The organism is Curtobacterium sp. NPDC089991 (genome assembly GCF_044748425.1).
In the GTDB taxonomy this organism is placed as follows: domain Bacteria; phylum Actinomycetota; class Actinomycetes; order Actinomycetales; family Microbacteriaceae; genus Curtobacterium.
Genome location: NZ_JBIVGB010000006.1, coordinates 121,460 through 137,894 on the forward strand (window position 1 = coordinate 121,460; position 16,435 = coordinate 137,894).

At 70.9% G+C, this 16,435-nt stretch carries 19 protein-coding genes and 1 tRNA gene; 15 read left to right on the forward strand and 5 right to left on the reverse strand.

Going from position 1 to position 16,435, the window contains the following annotated elements; genetic code table 11:
• Positions 1 to 40 precede the first annotated feature (40 nt).
• Entirely contained in the window at positions 41 to 1,282 is a 1,242-nt protein-coding gene (locus ACIPV1_RS16505; RefSeq protein ID WP_402726843.1) for an MFS transporter, read from the forward strand.
• Positions 1,283 to 1,297: 15 nt separating this feature from the next.
• On the opposite strand, the gene aztA is transcribed toward ACIPV1_RS16505, so the two are convergent.
• Entirely contained in the window at positions 1,298 to 1,930 is a 633-nt protein-coding gene (gene aztA, locus ACIPV1_RS16510; protein ID WP_402726844.1) for a zinc ABC transporter ATP-binding protein AztA, read from the reverse strand.
• Positions 1,931 to 1,980: 50 nt separating this feature from the next.
• Between aztA and aztB the strand changes: the two genes are divergently transcribed.
• The 4 genes from aztB to ACIPV1_RS16530 are packed head-to-tail and all read left to right on the forward strand — an operon-like array spanning position 1,981 to position 6,228.
• Positions 1,981 to 2,859 (forward strand): zinc ABC transporter permease AztB, encoded by an 879-nt coding sequence (aztB, locus tag ACIPV1_RS16515; protein ID WP_402726845.1) that lies wholly within the window; start codon positions 1,981 to 1,983, stop codon positions 2,857 to 2,859.
• Entirely contained in the window at positions 2,856 to 4,097 is a 1,242-nt protein-coding gene (locus ACIPV1_RS16520; protein WP_402726846.1) for an ABC transporter, read from the forward strand. The genes aztB and ACIPV1_RS16520 overlap by 4 nt, the downstream gene beginning before the upstream one ends.
• On the forward strand, positions 4,094 to 5,023 hold the full coding sequence (locus ACIPV1_RS16525) for a metal ABC transporter solute-binding protein, Zn/Mn family (protein ID WP_402726847.1): 930 nt from the start codon (positions 4,094 to 4,096) through the stop codon (positions 5,021 to 5,023). Before ACIPV1_RS16520 ends, ACIPV1_RS16525 begins: the two co-directional genes overlap by 4 nt.
• A gap of 26 nt (positions 5,024 to 5,049) precedes the next feature.
• Positions 5,050 to 6,228 carry a hypothetical protein gene (locus ACIPV1_RS16530; RefSeq protein ID WP_402726848.1) on the forward strand — a complete coding sequence of 393 codons (1,179 nt, stop codon included), beginning with the start codon at positions 5,050 to 5,052 and terminating at the stop codon, positions 6,226 to 6,228.
• Between the two features lie 79 nt (positions 6,229 to 6,307).
• Here ACIPV1_RS16530 and ACIPV1_RS16535 read toward each other — a convergent pair whose 3' ends face one another.
• Positions 6,308 to 6,664, reverse strand: coding sequence for a VOC family protein (locus ACIPV1_RS16535; RefSeq protein WP_123294566.1), 357 nt, complete (start codon positions 6,662 to 6,664; stop codon positions 6,308 to 6,310).
• Positions 6,665 to 6,841: 177 nt separating this feature from the next.
• Here ACIPV1_RS16535 and ACIPV1_RS16540 point away from each other — a divergent pair, with 177 nt between their 5' ends.
• From ACIPV1_RS16540 to msrA, 3 genes are all read left to right on the forward strand, one after another.
• Positions 6,842 to 7,300 carry a DUF4383 domain-containing protein gene (locus tag ACIPV1_RS16540; RefSeq protein ID WP_111086495.1) on the forward strand — a complete coding sequence of 153 codons (459 nt, stop codon included), beginning with the start codon at positions 6,842 to 6,844 and terminating at the stop codon, positions 7,298 to 7,300.
• A 152-nt stretch (positions 7,301 to 7,452) separates the two neighbouring features.
• Complete coding sequence (locus ACIPV1_RS16545) at positions 7,453 to 8,274, forward strand: aldo/keto reductase (protein ID WP_131922043.1); 822 nt, start codon at positions 7,453 to 7,455, stop codon at positions 8,272 to 8,274.
• A 99-nt stretch (positions 8,275 to 8,373) separates the two neighbouring features.
• Complete coding sequence (gene msrA / locus ACIPV1_RS16550) at positions 8,374 to 8,895, forward strand: peptide-methionine (S)-S-oxide reductase MsrA (RefSeq protein WP_131922042.1); 522 nt, start codon at positions 8,374 to 8,376, stop codon at positions 8,893 to 8,895.
• 151 nt (positions 8,896 to 9,046) lie between these two features.
• Here the strand turns inward: msrA and ACIPV1_RS16555 are convergent, their stop codons facing one another.
• A complete protein-coding gene (locus ACIPV1_RS16555) occupies positions 9,047 to 10,048 on the reverse strand; it encodes an aldo/keto reductase (protein ID WP_131922041.1) in 1,002 nt (333 codons plus the stop codon).
• A 120-nt stretch (positions 10,049 to 10,168) separates the two neighbouring features.
• On the opposite strand from ACIPV1_RS16555, the gene ppk2 reads away from it, so the two are divergent.
• The 4 genes from ppk2 to ACIPV1_RS16575 all read left to right on the forward strand — a co-directional run bounded on the left by ppk2 (position 10,169) and on the right by ACIPV1_RS16575 (position 12,751).
• Positions 10,169 to 11,116: a polyphosphate kinase 2 gene (ppk2, locus tag ACIPV1_RS16560; RefSeq protein WP_111086461.1), complete on the forward strand. Its 948-nt coding sequence runs from the start codon at positions 10,169 to 10,171 to the stop codon at positions 11,114 to 11,116.
• Between the two features lie 86 nt (positions 11,117 to 11,202).
• A complete protein-coding gene (locus tag ACIPV1_RS16565) occupies positions 11,203 to 11,739 on the forward strand; it encodes a hypothetical protein (RefSeq protein WP_402726849.1) in 537 nt (178 codons plus the stop codon).
• A complete protein-coding gene (locus tag ACIPV1_RS16570) occupies positions 11,736 to 12,263 on the forward strand; it encodes a DUF6611 family protein (protein WP_402726850.1) in 528 nt (175 codons plus the stop codon). Before ACIPV1_RS16565 ends, ACIPV1_RS16570 begins: the two co-directional genes overlap by 4 nt.
• Before the next feature lie 68 nt (positions 12,264 to 12,331).
• Positions 12,332 to 12,751 carry a hypothetical protein gene (locus ACIPV1_RS16575; protein ID WP_123294560.1) on the forward strand — a complete coding sequence of 140 codons (420 nt, stop codon included), beginning with the start codon at positions 12,332 to 12,334 and terminating at the stop codon, positions 12,749 to 12,751.
• A gap of 102 nt (positions 12,752 to 12,853) precedes the next feature.
• Here the strand turns inward: ACIPV1_RS16575 and ACIPV1_RS16580 are convergent.
• Positions 12,854 to 12,943: transfer RNA gene (locus ACIPV1_RS16580), tRNA-Ser, on the reverse strand.
• 143 nt (positions 12,944 to 13,086) lie between these two features.
• Here ACIPV1_RS16580 and ACIPV1_RS16585 point away from each other — a divergent pair.
• Entirely contained in the window at positions 13,087 to 14,052 is a 966-nt protein-coding gene (locus ACIPV1_RS16585; RefSeq protein ID WP_402726851.1) for an SGNH/GDSL hydrolase family protein, read from the forward strand.
• Between the two features lie 10 nt (positions 14,053 to 14,062).
• Positions 14,063 to 15,424, forward strand: coding sequence for a DNA repair protein RadA (gene radA, locus ACIPV1_RS16590; RefSeq protein ID WP_123294558.1), 1,362 nt, complete (start codon positions 14,063 to 14,065; stop codon positions 15,422 to 15,424).
• A gap of 16 nt (positions 15,425 to 15,440) precedes the next feature.
• On the opposite strand, the gene ACIPV1_RS16595 is transcribed toward radA, so the two are convergent.
• A complete protein-coding gene (locus ACIPV1_RS16595; protein ID WP_132099309.1) occupies positions 15,441 to 15,824 on the reverse strand; it encodes an SseB family protein in 384 nt (127 codons plus the stop codon).
• Between the two features lie 281 nt (positions 15,825 to 16,105).
• On the opposite strand from ACIPV1_RS16595, the gene ACIPV1_RS16600 reads away from it, so the two are divergent.
• Positions 16,106 to 16,315, forward strand: a complete 210-nt coding sequence (locus tag ACIPV1_RS16600; RefSeq protein ID WP_017887662.1) for a cold-shock protein — start codon at positions 16,106 to 16,108, stop codon at positions 16,313 to 16,315.
• The last annotated feature ends 120 nt before the right edge of the window (positions 16,316 to 16,435 follow it).

Below are 16,435 nucleotides of genomic sequence, written 5' to 3' on the forward strand. Positions count from 1 at the left end.
ACGCGGGAATGGCCCGCGACCGGCACTGCTTGACGAACCCATGACCTCGTCAGCAGAGCGCCGCGGGTGGCTCGGTGTCACGTCCGTCGCACTCGGATCCTTCGTCCTCGTGCTCTCCGAGTTCCTGCCGATCGGACTCCTGCCCGCCATCGCCGCCGACCTCGACGTCGGGATCGGCACGGCCGGGCTCATGGTCGTCGCCACCGGGCTGGTCGGTGCCGTCGCGGCGCCGGTCGTCACGGTCCTGACCTCGCGCGTGGACCGCCGTGTCGTGCTCGTCTCGCTGACCGTGCTGCTCGTGGTGGCCGACGGGCTCGCGGCGATCGCGCCCTCGTTCGGTGTGCTGCTCGTGGCGCGCATGCTCCTGGGCGTCGGCATCGGCGGGTTCTGGGCGATCGGCGCCGGCATCGCTGGTCGACTGGTCCGGCCGGCCGCCACGATCCGGGCGACCTCGCTCATCACCGCGGGCGTCTCGGTCGCGACGGTCGTGAGCCTGCCGCTCGGCGCCCTCGTGTCGTCGCTCGCCACCTGGCGGCTCGCGTTCGTCATCGGCGGTGTGCTCGGTCTGGTCGCGCTCGTCCTGCAGCTCGCGATGCTGCCGCGCATCCCCGCGCAGCAGCAGGTCCGGTTCGCGACGCTCGGCTCGCTGCTCCGCGTCCCCCGTGCCCGTGTCGGTCTGATCGCCGCCGCGTTCCTGTTCGCCGCACAGTTCGCCGCGTACACGTACATCGCGCCGTACCTGCAGGACCTGGTCGGGGTCGGCCCGGACACCGTCACGCTCGCGCTGCTGGTGTTCGGCGTCGCGGGGATCGTCGGGAACTTCGCCGCCGGCTTCGCCCTGGGACGGAGCGTGCTCGGGACGATCAGCGTGTCGAAGGTCGCCCTCGCGGTCGCCGTGGTCCTGCTCCCCCTGCTCGTGCACTCCGTCGTCGGGGTGTTCGTGCTGCTCGTGGTGTGGGGGCTGGTCTGGGGCGCGTTGCCGCTCGGTATGCAGACGTGGATGTCCACGGCCTCGCCCGCCGGGTCCGAGACCGGGCTCGCGCTGTTCGTCACGACCATCCAGCTCGCGATCGCCGCCGGGTCGGTGCTCGGCGGCGCAGCGGTGTCGTCGTTCGGCCTCGCTGCGGACTTCTGGTTGTCCGGAGGGGTCGCCGTCGTGGGCGCGATCGTGCTGGTCTCCCTCGGGCTGCGCCGCTCGAGCGCGGCGCCGGTCGCCGACGAGGCTCCGGCACCCGTGCCGGTGACGACCTCGACGGGTTCCGTCGCCGTCGCCTGCCCCTGACCGCCACCCGCGCCGTCAGAGCGCGGGGAGGGTGACCACGGCGTCGGCTGCGGCGATCGCCACCGGATCGTGTGCGGCGTGCACGACCACCACGCCGTCGGCAGCCTCGGCGGCGAGCGCCGCCACCACGAGCGCCGCGGATGCTGCGTCGACGCCGGCCGTCGGTTCGTCGACGAGCAGCACCCGAGCCCGCTGCGCCAGTCCGAGTGCCACGAGTGTGCGCTGCCGCTGCCCGCCGGACAACGCGTCGAGGGGCCGGTCGGCCAGGTCCGCGATCGCCATCCGCTCGAGCTGCGCGTCGACGACGACGCGGTCGTCGCGTCCGAGCGGACGCCACCAGGCCCGGTGACGCCACCGCCCCATCGCGACAGCCGCGCGGACCGTGAGCGGGAGCGTGGTCGGCGGGACGGACTGGCTCACGTGGGCGACGCCTTCGGACGGGAGGCCCGTGATGCGCCCGGCGGTCGGCCGCAGCACGCCAGCCACCACGTCGAGCAGCGTCGACTTGCCGGATCCGTTGGGTCCGGTCAGCGCGGTGACCCGGCCGGCCGGGAAGGCCGCGTCGAGGCCGTCGAGGACGGTCCGCTCCCCGCGCAGGGCGGTCACCTGCTCGAGGCGGACGGCTGGTCGCGTGTCGGCTGCTGGCACCTGAACACGCTATCAGTATCGATAGTCGTTTTCATGTAGCGTCTCGGATCGTGACCTGGCTGACCGACCCCTTCACCGTCGACTTCATGGTGCGTGCCCTGACCGGTGGCGCCCTGGCCGCGCTGCTGTGCGCCGTCGTCGGGACGTGGGTGCTCGTGCGCGGGATGGCGTTCCTGGGCGAGGCACTGTCGCACGGCATGCTGCCCGGCGTCGCGATCGCAGCGCTCACCGGAGTGCCCGCGGTGCTCGGCGCCGCCGTGAGTGCCGGGGTGATGGTGTTCGGCGTCGGGGCGCTGCGACGGCGCGGTGGCCTGCCCTACGACACCTCGATCGGGTTGCTCTTCGTCGGGATGCTCGCGCTCGGGGTCATCATCGTCTCGGCGTCACGGTCCTTCGCCACCGACGTCACCGCGATCCTGTTCGGCGACGTGCTGGCCGTCACCCGCGCCGACCTCGTCGGCCTGGCGATCGCCGTCGCCGTCGCCCTGCTCGTCGCCGCCGTGTTCCACCGACCGTTCACGGCACTGGCCTTCGACGTCCGCAAGGCCGCGACGCTCGGCCTGCACCCCCGCCTCGCCGAGGTGGTCCTCATCGGACTGGTCACACTCGCCGTCGTCGCCTCGTACCGGGCCGTCGGCACCCTGCTGGTCGTCGGGCTCCTGCTCGCACCGGCCGCCGCGGCCCGCGCCTGGACGAAGCACGTGGCCTCGACGATGCTCCTCGGCGCGGTGCTCGGCGTCGTCGCCGTCCTGGTCGGCCTGCTCGTCTCGTGGCACGCCGGCACCGCCGCCGGCGCGAGCATCGCGGCCGTCGCCGTCACCGGGGTCGCCCTGTCCCGAGGGCTGGCAGCCGTCGCACGCAGCACCGCGCGCGCGACCACCAGGCCCGTCGAACCCCCCGTCCGAGCACCAGCACGAGAGGCACCATGAACCACGACCCGACCACCGACCGCCCACCGACACGACTCCCGCGACTCCTGGGCGCCCTGGGCCTGACGACCGGCCTCGCGCTGACGGCCACTGCGTGCTCCGCCGCCTCGACACCGCCGGCCGACGGCGCCAGCGCGACCGCAGCCCCGCACGGCTGGGTGGCGGGCGCGACCGAGTCCCAGGAACCGCAGCTGGGCCTCCTGGCCGTCTCCGCGACCGGCGAGACGGCGCTGCACGACCTGCTCACCGGCGAGACGACCGACCTGGACCGCGTCGGCGCAGCCGAGCACTCCGCGACCGACGGTCGGTTCCTGGTGACGAGCGACGGCGACCGCACCACGGTCGTCGACGGGGGCTCCTGGACCGTCGACCACGGAGACCACACGCACTACTACGCCGCCGAGCCGCGCGTCGTCGGGACGCTCGAGGGCGGCGGTCCGGTCCAGGTGCACTCGTCGGAGACGATGACCACGATCGCCTGGCCGGCACGCGGCGAAGCAGTGGTGCTCGACCGCGCAGCACTCGGGCAGGGCGAGCTCGACGAGACCGCACGACTCGACGCGACCGTGCTGCTGCCGCTCGGCGAGCACCTGGTGGCTGCCGAGGGCGACACCGTCCGCGTCCTCGACACCGACGGAGAGCAGACCGAGTCGACCGAGCCGACCGGGTCGACCAGCGCCGGACAGGCCTGCACCGACCCCGCTGGTGGCCTCGTCACCCGCGCCGGCGCCGTGGTGGGCTGCGCCGACGGAGCAGTCGTCGTCGACGATGCCGGTGCGACCTCGTTCGTCGCACTGCCGGACGACGCCGAGCGTCCGACCGCCTTCGCCGCGCGGGCCGGCCGCCCCACGGTCGCCGGACTCGCGGGCGACACCGGCTTCTGGTTGCTCGACGTCCGACAGGGCTCCTGGCAGCACGTGCCGACCGAACGGCCGCTGCGTGCAGTGGTCGCCGTCGACGACCAGGACGAGCACGTGGTCGGGGTCGACGACGCCGGTCGGGTGGTCGTGGTGACCGCCTCGACCGGGGAGGTCGCGACGACTGATCCCCTGGTCGACAGCGACAGCGACACCGACACCGACACCGCACCGCTGCTGCAGCTCGACGCGCAGCGCGCCTACGTGGCCGACCCCACGGCCGCCGTCGTGCACGAGATCGACTTCGCGGACGGCGCCCGCGTGGCCCGGACCATCGAGCTCCCGTTGGCGCCCGTCGCGTTCGCCGAGGTGGGACTGTGAGCGGAACCACGCCGGTCGGGCGCACCGCGCGGGCGGTGGCAGTGGCCCTCGTCGTCACAGCCGTCGCCGTCACGACGTCCGGCTGCACCGCCGCCGGGTCGGCCCGCCCACTGGTCGCCGTGACGACGAACATCCTGGGCGACGTCGTGACCGAGGTCGTCGGCGACGACGTCGACGTCATGGTGCTCATGCCCCCTGGCGGCGACCCGCACTCGTTCGAGGTCTCCGCGCAGCAGGCGGCGCGACTCCGGAGCGCGGACCTGGTGCTCGAGAACGGCCTCGGGCTCGAGGAAGGCGTGGCCCACCACGTCCGCGCCGCGGCCGACGACGGCGTACCCGTCTTCACCGCCGGCGACGCGATCGACGCCCTGGAGTGGACCACCGACGACGACAGCGGCCCGGACCCGCACTTCTGGACGGACCCCGCGCGCATGGTCGACGTGGTCGAGGCCCTCGACGACGAGCTGGACGCCGTCGGCATCGACGCTCCCGACACCGCGGCCTACACCGACCGGCTCGAGGCCCTCGACGACGACATGGCCGCCGCGTTCGACACCATCCCCGCCGATCGCAGGGCCCTGGTGACGAACCACCACGTGTTCGGCTACCTCGCCGACCGCTACGGGTTCCGGGTGGTGGGTGCCGTGATCCCGAGCGGCACGACCCTGGCGTCCCCGAGTGCCGCCGACCTGCGTGACCTGGCGGACGCGATCGAGCACGCGGGCGTCCCGACGATCTTCGCCGACGCCTCCCAACCCGCACGCCTGGCCGAGGTCCTGGCGGACGAGGTCGACGTGCAGGTGTCGATCCGCTCGCTGGCGACCGAGTCCCTGACCGAGGACGGCGCCGCGTCGACCTACCTCGGGATGATGCGCTCGAACACCGACTCGATCGTCGACGGCCTGACGGCTCCGATTTCTAGATGAGAATGAGAATCAGTACAGTGTTGTCCATGACCAGAACCAAGACCCTCCGCGCCGCAGCACTGCCGGCCGCGCTGCTCGGCACCGTTGCCCTGGCCCTGACCGGGTGCGCCACGAACGCCGCCGACGCCGAGAGCACCTCGGCCCCGAAGACCGACAGCACCCGCATCACGCTGACCTACGACGGCGGCCTGCTCGTGCTCGACCAGGACCTGCAGGTCGTGGCCGACGACGCCGTCGACGGCTTCACCCGCGTGAACCCCGCCGGCGACGGCCGCCACGTGCTCGTCACGGTGCCCGAGGGCTTCCGGGTGCTCGACACCGCAGCGGACCCGGCCCTCACCGACGCGGTCTTCCCGGCCGACACCGGTGGGCACGCCGTCGTGCACGGCGACCGCACCGCCCTGTTCGCCGACGGCACCGGCGACGTGACGACCTTCGACAACACCGACCTCGACGGCGACGCCCTGCCCGACGCCCGGACCACCGAGTCCGAGGCGGCGCACCACGGCGTCGCGATCGAGCTCGAGGACGGCACGCTCCTGACCACCATCGGCACCGAGGAGCGCCGCTCCGGCGTGCGCGCCCTCGACGTCGACGGCGAGGAGCTCACCCGTTCCGAGGCCTGCCCGGACGTGCACGGCGAAGGTGCGGTCCAGGACGAGGTCGCGGTCTTCGGCTGCACCGACGGCGCGCTCGTCTACGCCGACGGCGCGTTCGAGAAGCTCGACGCCCCGACCGAGTACGGCCGCACCGGCAACCTGTTCACCACGGACACGTCGTCGGTCGCGGTCGGTGACTACAACGACGACCCGGACAGCGAGGGCTACCTGCTCGACCAGATCGCCCTGATCGACGCGGCCTCGGGGAAGTACACCGTCGCGGACATGCCCGACGGCGTCGGCTTCACGTTCCGCGACCTGGCGCGCGGCCCCGGCGACGAAGCGGTGGTCCTCGGTGACGACGGCGCCCTGCACACCTTCGACGAGACCAACGGGGAGCAGCTCGACTCGTTCCCCGTGATCGACGCGTGGGAGGGCCCGGCCGAGTGGCAGGACGCCCACCCCGCCGTGAAGGTCGCCGGCGACATCGCCTACGTCACCGACCCCGCCGAGCGGAAGGTGCACGCCGTCGACCTGACCACCGGGAAGGTCGTCGCCTCCAGCGACGCACTGCCGGGCGTACCCAACGAGATCGCGGTCGCGTAACGCTCTCGACGGGACCGTATGACGGACGGGAGGCCCGTGGCGACACCGCCACGGGCCTCCCGTCCGTCCTGGGACCGCGTCAGCCCTGCGGCGGCGCGTAGAACTGCAGGTCGTTGCCCTCGCTGTCCTTGAACGGGACGATCTTGCCCCACGGGTGCTCACTGATCTCGCCCTGCACGTCCGCACCACGCTCGCGGATGCTGGCCAACTCGTCCTCGATCGACCCGTCCGGCTGGAACGTGATGACCGCTCCCCCGCCGCTCGACGGACTCGCCGACTCACGGCCGTTCAGCCCGATCATCAGACCGTTCGCGTCGATCTCGCTCCAGTCGTCGGACTCGTCCGTGACCGTCAGTCCGAGGGTGTCGCGGTAGAACGCGACCGCCCGCTGCATGTCGGTGACCGGGACCCATACCGCTGCGACTCCGCTTGCCATGGTGCTGCCTTCCGTCGGTGTTGCCGTACGGCGGAGCGTAGGCAGCACGCGATGCGCACCGACTCAGCGGTCCCTCGCGCGTTCGGAAATCGGATGGCACCTGCAATCCGACTGCGCATCGGCCTCGAATGCCCTGTGCGCGACATCCGTGGCGCGATCGACAAGAGAGGTCTCACCATGACCAGCAACGCAGCAACCGCTCGCAACCGCACCGGCTCGACGTGGACCCAGAAGGGTGCGCTCCTCTTCGGTGTCGTCTTCCTGATCGTCGGCATCGCCGGCTTCATCCCCGGACTCACGATGGACATGGGCTCGATGTCGATGGCCGGTCACGGTTCCATGGCCCTGCTCTTGGGCCTGTTCCAGGTGTCGGTCCTGCACAACATCGTGCACCTGCTCTTCGGCATCGTCGGCCTCATCGCAGCCCGTTCGGCGTCGGGCGCTCGCCTGTACCTGATCGTCGGCGGCATCGTCTACGCGGTCCTGTTCGTCTACGGTCTGTTCACGGCCGGCATGGCGGACCCCGCGAACTTCGTCCCCCTGAACAGCGCGGACAACGTCCTGCACGCGTTCCTGGCCGTCGCGATGATCGTCCTCGGCTTCGTGCTGCCGCGCATCGGCGCGCGCACGCGCTGACGGTCGTCCGTCGTCTGACGCGTTCGCGCCCCCTGGCGGGCATCGCGCCCATGTGAGTCGGGGCGCGATGCCCGTTCCGGGGCGCGTTGCGCGGCGGCCCAGCGTTGCGTCCCGTGACCGCCCCCGGAACCGAGCGGCGTACTGTCCGCAACATGCCCGCTCTCACCGACACGTTCACCCTGTCCAACGGCCTGCACATCCCGAAGATCGGCTTCGGCACCTGGCAGATCCCGTCCGGCGACGACGCCTACGACGCCACGAAGACCGCCCTGGAAGCCGGCTACCGCCACATCGACACCGCCCTGGCGTACGGCAACGAGGCGAGCGTCGGCCAGGCCATCCGTGACAGCGCCGTCCCCCGCGACGAGGTCTTCGTCACGACGAAGCTGCCCGCCGAGATCAAGACCGCCGACGGTGCCCGCGAGGCCTTCGAGACCTCGAGCCGCAACCTCGACGTCGGCGTCATCGACCTGTACCTCGTGCACGCACCGTGGCCCTGGGACGCCATCGGCTCCGACCACCGCGACGGCAACGTCGAGGTGTGGAAGGTGCTGGAAGAGGTCTACGACGCCGGCCGGACCCGCTCGATCGGTGTCTCGAACTTCGCCGTCGCCGACCTCGAGGACCTGCTCGGCCGCACCGACGTCGTCCCGCACGCCAACCAGATCCGCTGGTTCATCGGCAACACCCAGGACGAGACCACCGCGTTCGACCGCGAGCACGACATCCTCACCGAGGGCTACTCGCCGCTCGCCACCGGTGGCCTGCTCGAGAACACGCAGATCGCCGAGATCGCGGCGAAGTACGACAAGTCCGTCGCCCAGGTCGCGATCCGCTACCTGCTCGAGAAGGACGTCCTGCCGCTGCCGAAGTCCACGACCCCGTCGCGCATCGCCGCGAACGCCGACGTCGACTTCGTGCTCTCCGCCGACGACGTGGCCGCGCTCGACGCACTCGAGGACACCACGAACTGACGCGATCGGACATCGGGCGACGCGGGAACACCGCAGCCCCGTTGCCGGTTGCACCACACGGTGCCGCAGCCAGCGGCACGACGACCTCAGGAGGCCACCATGACCACCACCGAAACCGCCATCCTCGCCGGCGGCTGCTTCTGGGGAGCGCAGCAGCTCCTCCGCCGCCGTCCCGGCATCATCAGCACCCGCGTCGGCTACTCGGGTGGCGACACACCGAACGCGACGTACCGCAACCACGGTGATCACGCCGAGGCGGTCGAGATCGTCTTCGACCCGTCGGTGATCTCGTACCGCGACCTGCTCGAGTTCTTCTTCCAGATCCACGACCCGTCGACGAAGGACCGCCAGGGCAACGACGTCGGCCGCGCCTACCGTTCGGCGATCTTCTTCACCTCGCCGGAGCAGGAGCAGGTCGCGCGCAACACCATCGCGGATGTCGACGCGTCGGGCATCTGGCCCGGCAAGGTCGTCACCGAGGTCGAGCCCGCTGGTGACTTCTGGCAGGCCGAAGAGGAGCACCAGGACTACCTCGAGAAGTACCCCGCCGGGTACACGTGCCACTTCGTGCGTCCGGGTTGGAAGCTCCCGCACCGCGACGAGGCGACCGCGGCGGTCTAGGGGCAACCCACCAAGCGACGGGAGGTGGGCCCCACCCGCCGGTACCGGCGCACCGCGCCAGCGGGGCGACGGCCGTGACGGGAGGGACGGTGCCAGCTGGCACCGCGCCTCCCGTCTGCTCTTGGGTCACGCCCACTGCATCCGGCGCACGTCAGCCGCGTGGCACCAGTGCGTCGATCGCCGCGAGCTCCTCGTCGGTGAGCGGGGTACCCGCGAGCGAGTCGAGCGTGCCGTCCAGCTGACGGACGCTCGATGCCCCGACCAGCGCCGACGTGACGGCCGGCTGCCGGAGCACCCACGTGATCGCGAGCTGCGCGAGCGTCTGCCCGCGGGCCGCAGCGATGTCGTTGAGCGCCCGCGCCGTGGTCAGGTACTCGTCGTCGATGCGGTCCGCGCCGAACCAGCGGCCCTCGGCTGCACGTGACCCCACCGGAACCGATCCGTCCAGGTACCGGTCCGTCAGCAGCCCACCGGCCAGCGGCGAGAACACGATCGCACCGGTGCCGAGTCGCGTGAGCTCGTCGAAGAGCCCGTCCTCGGGGACCCGGTCGAACATGTTGTAGCGCGGCTGGTGGATGAGCAGGTGCATGTTCTCGGCGGCGAGCGCCTCGGCTGCCGCAGCGGTCTGCGCCGGGTCGTAGTTCGAGATGCCCGCGTAGAGCGCCTTGCCCGAACGGACCGCGGTCACGAGCGCGCTGACCGTCTCCTCGATCGGGGTCTCGGGGTCCGGACGGTGCGAGTAGAACACGTCGACGTAGTCGAGCCCGAGGCGCCCGAGCGACTGGTCGAGCGACGCGAGCATGTACTTGCGCGATCCCCGGTCACCGTACGGGCCTGGCCACATGTCGTAGCCGGCCTTCGTCGACACCACGATCTCGTCACGGTACGGACGCAGGTCCGACTCGAGGATGCGGCCGAACTGCTCCTCGGCCGACCCGGGAGGCGGACCGTAGTTGTTCGCCAGGTCGAAGTGGGTGATCCCGCGGTCGAAGGCGTGCAGCACGATGTCGCGCTGCGTGGCGAGTGCACGGTCGGCGCCGAAGTTGTTCCACAGGCCGAGGGAGATGCGCGGCAGCATGAGGCCGCTCCTCCCCACGCGCTGGTACGGGAGCTGCTCGTAGCGGTCGGCGGCAGGCAGGTGGACGTCAGGCATCGTTGCTCGATCCGGGGTCGGGGACAGGCCATCGAGAACGCTACCGCTTCGGGTCACGCAGCCGCTTGGTCACCTGAGGGACACGTCCGGTTGGGCAGTTGTCGGGTCACACAGGACAGGATGGGACCAGCCGACCGATCGGCGGGTAGAGGAGACACCGTGGACACAGCGCCGTACTCGCAACCACTCCGGGAGTACATCGAGCAGCTCCGGACCGAGGGCTACAGCGTCGCCGACGGGCACACCGCTGACCCGGACCTCATCGACCCGCACGGCAACCCCGTCCTGACGTGGCGCGACGACTACCCGTACGACGAGCGGCTGCCGCGCGAGGAGTACGAGTACGCGAAGTACCAGCTGCAGATCGAGCTCCTGAAGTGCCAGTACTGGCTCGAGGACACCGGCCAGAAGGTCGTCGTGCTGTTCGAGGGGCGTGACGCCGCGGGCAAGGGCGGCACCATCAAGCGGTTCACGGAGCACCTCAACCCCCGCACCTCGCGCGTGGTGGCGCTCAGCAAGCCGAGCGAGCGGGAACGTGGTGAGTGGTACTTCCAGCGCTACGTGCAGCACTTGCCGTCGGCCGGCGAGATGGTCCTGTTCGACCGCTCCTGGTACAACCGCGCCGGCGTCGAGCGGGTCATGGGGTTCTGCGACGACGACCAGTACGAGTCGTTCATGACCCAGGTGCCGCAGTTCGAGCGGATGCTCGTCGACTCCGGCATCCACCTGACGAAGTTCTGGTTCTCGGTCACCCGCCGCGAGCAGCGCACCCGGTTCGCGATGCGGCAGCTCGACCCCGTGCGCCGGTGGAAGCTGTCCGACATCGACCTGCTGTCCCTCGACCGCTGGGAGGACTACACCGAGGCGAAGATGGCGATGTTCACGCGCACCGACAAGCGGTACGCGCCGTGGACCATCGTGCGGTCGAACGACAAGAAGCGCGCCCGACTCAACGCGATGCGGTACTTCCTGACGCAGTTCGACTACCCGGACAAGGCGGTCGACGTGATCGGCAAGCCGGACCCGCTCATCGTGCGGCGCGGCAAGCGGGACGTCGACATCGAGTGAGCGGACCGTCAGGAGTCGGCACTCGGGCGTAGGGGTTCCGTCAGGGCGCCTTCCCCCTTGCCCGTCCGCGCGGGAACGTGTCCGGTGTGACACTCACAGCGATCATGCCGACGCTCCGTGCGTCCCTGCCGGATCCCATGGACCCGGTCCTGTGGCCGGCCCACACCGTGCCGACCACCGACGACCTGGTGGTCGCCGCGATCTCGATGGTCCGGCTCACCGACCTGACCGGCACCCCGAGCGTGCACACCGCGGAGCAGTCGCCGCCGCGCTACCGCCCCCGCGGCTGGACCCCTCGTGACGTCAGCGTCGCGGTCGCGTCGGTCACCCGGGTCCGACGGCCGCGCACCGGGGTGGTGCTCCTGGAACTGGACGCGGTCCTGCCGACCTGCGCCGTGCTCGACCAGGTGCGCCTGATCGGACGCCGGAGCACCGCTCCCCTCGCCACGATGTACGTCGTGTCCCGATGTGACGGTCAGGCCGACGGTCCGTTCCACCGCCTCCCGGCTCCGCTGCCGGCCGACGTCCGCGATGGCGACCTGGTCTGCTTCCCCTGCCTGACGACCGTCCGGCACCGGGACGTCGTCCCCGTCCGCGCCGAGCTCCTGCCGGTGGAGCGGTGACCACGGCGACGGCCGTCCGCGACCGCCTGGTCGACGGGCCGCACCTGTGGGGCCGGTACACGATCCGGCCGGTGGGGCGCACGCTGTGGGCCTCGCGGACGCTCGTCGTCTTCCCGCCCGGGACCAGCAGGAGTGAACGCCTGCTGCTCCGGGCGTGGCACGTCTGGCCCGCCGTCGGGGCGTTCACCGCGCTCGTGGTCGTGGTCGTCGCGGTCTCGGTACCGGCGGCGGGCATGCCCGTCGGACTCGCCCTGTACGCCGCGGGGTTCGCGGTGCTCGCGCGGGCCACCAGACGACTGCGGCCACGGGTGCGCTCGATCACCGTGACCACGTTCCTGGGCAACGGTCGGCCGGAGGTGTACGGCGACGAGCGGCTCCTCGCCGGCTCGCTCGACGCGCTCTCGATCCTGGAGCGGGCGGTGCGGGCGCGCCGGCTCGCGCCCGTCGACTTCGAGCTCGTGTGGGCCGATGTCTGGGCCGCGCTGCCGGAGGAGCGTCCTCGTGCGCGAACGGCGTCGTGTTAGGTTGTGCACAATTCACTTGCGCACAACCGGGCATCCGTGTCCGGCACCCCTCGAAAGGCCCCCACCCGATGACCTCCCGCCGCCGCACTCCCCGCTCGACGAAGCCCCGGACCGTCGTCCGCATCCTGCTGGGTGCCGCCATGACCTGGGCCGGCATCAGCCACCTCACGGTCGCACGTCAGGAGTTCCGGGCCCAGGTGCCGGAGTTCGTCCCCCTGGACCCGGACGTCACGGTCCTGGCCTCGGGCATCGCGGAGATCTCCCTCGGCGCCGCCCTCGTGCTGCTGGTGCGTCGGCAGGCCACCGTCGGGTGGGTCGCAGCGGTGTTCTTCACCGCGATCTTCCCGGGCAACATCGCCCAGTGGATGCACCACCGTGACGGCTTCGGCCTGGACACGGACACGAAGCGGTTCGTCCGGCTCCTGTTCCAGCCCGTGCTGATCGCCGTCGCGCTCTGGGCGACGAACGCGCTCCGCAAGCGGCGCTGAGCCCGGCTGCAGAGCGCCCCGGTCACTCACGTCCTCGAGAACGATCGGTGCTGCATCTGGAAATGCAGAAAACCCCCGCGTGAACGGGGGTTTTCTGAGAGGTGGCGGTACCGGTGGGATTTGAACCCACGGTGGAGTTGCCCCCACACATGTTTTCGAGACATGATCCTTCGGCCGCTCGGACACGGTACCGGGAAAGAGTTTACACGATCCGGGAGGCCCGTCACGCCACCCGACGTCGGCTCGCCCTCCACAGGCGGTCACCCTCAGGGCTCTTCCCACACCCACAGGCCGCCCACGTCGTCGACTCGGCCTGCGGGCGTACCGTCCACGGCATGAAGACCCGCACGCTCATCGCACTCCTGACGTCCGTCCTCGGTGGGGCCGGTGTCCTCGGGGCAGCCGCCGTCGGGGCCCGGGCCGGTGTCAAGGGCCAACGGGCGGCTGCGCAACGGGTGGTCGACATGCTGCCGATCCACGCCGACTGGTGGCACGAGCGACAGCAGCACGAGGGGCAGCTCCTGTACGTGGCGATCGGCGACTCGGCGGCGCAGGGCGTCGGTGCGACGGTGCCGTCGCGCGGGTACGTGGGCCTGTTGGCGCGACGGATCCGGCACCGTTCCCACGAGTCGGTGCGGGTCGTGAACCTGAGCGTCTCGGGCTCGACGACCTGGGGTGCCAAGCGCGACCAGTTGCCGAAGCTCCGGCAGTACACACCCGACATCTGCACGGTGTCGATCGGGGCGAACGACATCGCGGACTTCGACCCGGACAAGTTCGAGCGGAACATCCGGGCGATCTACGGCGCGGTGCCGTCGCACGCCGTGGTGGCCGAGCTGCCGTGCATGTTCGTGCCGGATCGTGAGCGCAAGGTGGCGGTGGCGAACGAGATCGTGCACCGTGTGGCCGCCGAGTTCGGGCTGACCGTGGCGCCGCTGCACACGATCACGAAGCGGGTCGGGGTGCGCCGCACGTTCTTCAACAGCTACGGCGACCTGTTCCACCCGAACGACCGGGGGTACGAGGTCTGGGCGAGCGCGTTCGAGCCGGCGGTCGATGCCCGGGTCGACACGGTCGCGGCGATCCGGCACTACCTCTCGGCGCGTGAGGCGGAGAACCTCGGGCGTGAGGCCGGGGCCGTCGCGAACGCTCGTGCCGAGCAGGACACCGACGGCGCCGAGGCACTCGACCACGCCAACCGGCCGAGTCCCGTCGAACGGATCCGCAACCGGATGACGGGGTCGATCGTCCTGCCCGACGAGCCGGCGCACCGCTCCGGCGATGTCGGCGGCACGGCCTAGCCTCGACGACATGGCGCGCCCGCAGTCCCTCTACCGATGCACCGAGTGCGGCTGGACCAGTGTCAAGTGGGTCGGCCGGTGCGGCGAATGCCAGACCTGGGGCACGGTCGAGGACTCCTCGGCGGTCTCGGCCAGCACACGTGGCACCGCGGCCGTCGCCGTCACGGGTGCCCGAGCGGCACGGCCCATCACCGAAGCCCGCGGCACGACGGTGCAGCGGTGGCAGACCGGCATCGGCGAGTTCGACCGCGTGCTCGGCGGCGGGGTCGTCCCCGGCGCTGCGGTGCTGCTGTCCGGCGAACCCGGTGTCGGCAAGTCCACCCTCCTGCTCGAGGTCGCTTCGCGCGCGGCGGCGTCCGGCAAGCGCGTCCTCTACGTCAGCGCGGAAGAGTCCGTCGACCAGGTCCGGCTCCGCGCCGAGCGCACCGGGGCGATGCACGACGACCTCTACCTGGCGAGCGAGGTCGACCTCGGCGTCATCATCGGCCAGATCGACCAGGTCAAGCCGGACCTGCTCATCGCCGACTCCGTCCAGACCATCTCGTCCAGCTCGATCGACGGCATCGCGGGCGGGACCTCCCAGGTGCGCGAGGTCGCCTCGACCCTGATCCGCATCGCGAAGGACCGCGCCCTCCCCGTCCTGATCGTCGGCCACGTCACCAAGGACGGCACGATCGCCGGGCCACGCCTGCTCGAGCACCTGGTCGACGTCGTCTGCCACTTCGAGGGCGACCGGCAGACCGCGCTCCGCTTCGTCCGGGCACTGAAGAACCGGTTCGGCCCCACGGACGAGGTCGGGTGCTTCGACATGGGTGGCGACGGCATCCACGAGGTCCCCGACCCCAGCGGCCTCTTCATGTCCAAGAACGCGACCCCGGTCTCCGGCACCTGCGTGACCGTGGCGCTCGAGGGGCGTCGGGCGCTCCCGGTCGAGGTCCAGGCACTCATCGTGCCGAGCTCCGCGCCGCAGCCCCGTCGGGTCGTGAACGGTGTCGATGCCTCACGCGTGGCGATGCTGCTCGCGGTGCTCGAACGCCGAGCCGGTCTCAAGCTCTCCGATGCCGACGTCTACGTCTCGACGGTGGGCGGCATGAAGCTCACCGAACCCGGCGCCGACCTGGCGATCGCACTGGCCCTGGCGAGTGCGGCACGAGACCGCCCGTACCCGCACACGCTCGCGGCCGTGGGCGAGATCAGCCTCGCTGGCGAGATCCGTCCGGCCACGGGCACGAAGCAGCGCGTGAACGAGGCCACCCGCCTCGGGTTCACGACGGTGCTCGGCTCGGACTCCGGGCATCTGCGCGAAGCACTGCGTGTGGCGTTCTCGATGACGCAGTCGGCCCGTGAGCGCGAGCTCGACCGCGCGTTCTGATCACCGAAGCGCTGGTCTAAGCGCGCAATGCGGCCAGCAGGTCCCCCGGGGTCGCCTGCATGGTGTTCGGCCCGGCGATGTCGAAGAACACGCCCTCGAGCATGTCCAGGTGGGCGGCGAGGAACTCCTCGAGCCGCGGTCCGTCGTAGACCATGACCTGCCGGATCTTCTCGTCCGGCACCATCGCCGTGTAGGCGTCCGCCGACGAGAACAGCAGCAGGATGCGCTGTTCAGAGCCTTCGCGCCCGAAGACCCGCACCTGCATCTCCTTCTTGCCGGTCACGAGCCGGGGGACGATCACGATGTCGTTGCGCAGCGCGAACGCCACCGCAGCGACGTCCTGCTTCGCGAGGGCTTCCTCGAGTTGTTCACTCCGGAAGCGCTGTTCCTTGTCTGCCATCTGAGCAATTCCACCAGATTTTCGTCGTTCAGTGACTCACGGGTAGCCAGTCGGCCCTGAGCACGCTAGCCTGATGGAACCGCTTCGGCGGCGCTCAACGTTCGAGCGAGGTGGTTTGCCCCTCAACTCGGACTACCAGGGTCACTGGCCATCAGGCCTGACCCCGAACCCGTCCCGCCGGCACCTGCCCGCGTGGCGCATCACCCCCGTCGACGTACGTCGGGGCTCCGCAGGTGCGATCGCACCATGGCGGAACGCAAGAAAGCTAAGGAAACGCCATCATGGCATCTACCGGTACCGTCAAGTGGTTCAACAACGAAAAGGGCTTCGGCTTCATCGCCCCGGACGACGGAAGCGCTGACGTCTTCGCGCACTTCTCCGCGATCGCCGGCAACGGCTACAAGTCGCTGGAGGAGAACCAGAAGGTGGAGTTCGACATCACCGAGGGCCGCAAGGGCCCGCAGGCGGAGAACATCACCGTCCTCGGCTGATCACATCAGCTTCGAACGGCCCCGTCGTCCTCTGGACGGCGGGGCCGTTTGCTGTTCCCGGGGTCGTTCCTGCTCCGGGAACCAGGTTCCGGACACAGCACCGCGAATCCACGTGGTGCC